General features: G+C 28.4%; 2 protein-coding genes. Both read right to left on the bottom strand.

What is annotated here, in order from left to right:
- Window positions 1-227: 227 nt before the first annotated feature.
- The gene (locus HM984_RS17290; protein WP_179350095.1) at window positions 228-659 is read right to left on the bottom strand and encodes a type II toxin-antitoxin system death-on-curing family toxin; all 432 of its coding nucleotides are present in this window, start codon (window positions 657-659) and stop codon (window positions 228-230) included.
- Between the two features lies 1 nt (window position 660).
- Complete coding sequence (locus tag HM984_RS17295; RefSeq protein ID WP_179350096.1) at window positions 661-1,662, bottom strand: DNA-binding protein; 1,002 nt, start codon at window positions 1,660-1,662, stop codon at window positions 661-663.
- Between the last annotated feature and the right edge of the window lie 237 nt (window positions 1,663-1,899).

Raw genomic sequence — 1,899 nt, forward strand, 5'->3', positions numbered from 1 at the left:
CACTGTAACGTCTAATTACTTTGTCATTTTTATACATAATTGTTTGAAATTATGTAGCCTTTTTTCAGTACAAGTCAAAATGACGCACAACGTGTTTGTATATGGTTTGTTGCGTGTTTCAAGCAACTAATTTAGTAAATATTAACTGACCAAGAAAGTCCGCGAGGATTTTCGTAAGTAGGCGAGAACCAAGCAATAAATTATATACGGTGTTGTAAACTGGCTTTTTACTTAGTTTTTGCTTCTATTATTTTTAATTTCAGTTCGTAACTAAAATCTTCATCATAAATAATTGAGGCAATAATCTCTTTGAGTAATTCTCTATCTATTAGATTGTCAGCAACATCTACAGCAATATTTTCCATTAAAGATATAAATTTTGAAACAATGTGGTCTAGACCATTAATTTCAAGAAAATAAGCACTTAAAACGATAGATGACCTTTTGTTTCCGTCATTAAATGCATGATTTTTATTTATAGAGTAAAATAAGTAAGCAACTTTATCTTCTAATTCAGGATAGTAATTATTATCTTGAACAAAATCTAATGTTGCGTGAAGTTGTCCCAAATCTTTTGCTCCTGATAAACCTCCAGAGTGCTCTATAATATAATCGTGTTCCTTTACTGCATAATTAAAATCGAAATATATAAAAGTCATATTATCGGTTTTTTAATCGTTTAAAAACATCTATATTTTCATCAATTCTATCTTCGAGTGACTTACTTTTTTCTCCTAAAAATCTATCGAAATCAGATTTAGAAACTGTACTTATATAATTTTTTAAGCTTTCGTGAAATACTTTTCTAAAGCCATAATCTCTACTTGCCATTTTAATCCTAGCATCTTCGACTAGTGGTTTGAAAAGAGGATGATTAGCAAAATTATCAAGAAGCAAATCCATTTCTGTTTGAGTTATTTTTCTGCCTAATTCTTCTGATTTTTTCTTCATTTCGTGTGATAGACCATTTTCAAAAGAAGCAATAAGTTTTAAAACTTCTGCATACATTGTATCTCTTAAATTCTCAGTGTTTTCGAGTTTTAGTATTTTGCGATATTCGACAGCATCTTCTTTAAAAATACATTGATATACTTTACTTGTATATATAGCATATTTAATATTTCCTAAGTCTAAATATAGGTTTAAGGCGTTTGCAAATTCTTTTCTATAGTGTGGTTCTTTTATAATTGTATTTAAAAAGTCCTCATCTCTTTGATTTATATATTTTGTTGAACCACCTGCTTTTTCATTTAAACTATCTATAACGATATCTAGTATTTTACTGCGTAAAGCTTTAGCTATTTCACTTTCAACTAATAACATTCCGAGATTTAAAAATGACCTAAAGTTAAAAACACCTAAATGAGCAGTTTTACTAGATAGGTTTAAAATATGCCCAAATTGGTTTTTAAATTCTTTTAAAGTTTTACCTTTTAGAACTACATAACCATTATGCTTTATTTCTTTTTCATTATTATCAAGATATCTTTCTGTAGTTGCTATGTCTATTTGATAAAATTCAGAAATTTGTTGCTTTGTATATCTATATTCTTCCTGGAAAAACATTCCTGGAACACCTAAGTAAGTTCTTAGATTATCGAGTACTAAACTATTGTTTAATACGTTTTGTCTATCTATGTCTGACTGTGTTAAATCTTTCATTTTTCCAAATATTGTTAATAACTTTTCAATAACCAACCCGCATCAATGCGGGTTGGTTGTTAATAACTCTGATTTATTGTTAATAAAACTGATTCGCAATTTACTGAAATTCAGTTAAATTACACCTTGTATTTTAATCTTTCCGTAATGTTTGTTAAGCTGTCTTGCCCTGAAATATGGCTACAGGTTAAAATTGATTTTATGCGGTTAATTTATAGACCATATTTGGTGTTTTGA

It is taken from the genome of Winogradskyella pacifica, from assembly GCF_013403915.1.
Classification (GTDB): Bacteria; Bacteroidota; Bacteroidia; order Flavobacteriales; family Flavobacteriaceae; genus Winogradskyella; species Winogradskyella pacifica.

Excerpts from the sequence above, each read along its gene's own strand:
- HM984_RS17295 (WP_179350096.1), bottom strand. The coding sequence starts at position 1,662 with ATGAAAGATTTAACACAGTCAGACATAGATAGACAAAACGTATTAAAC.
- HM984_RS17290 (WP_179350095.1), bottom strand. The coding sequence starts at position 659 with ATGACTTTTATATATTTCGATTTTAATTATGCAGTAAAGGAACACGAT.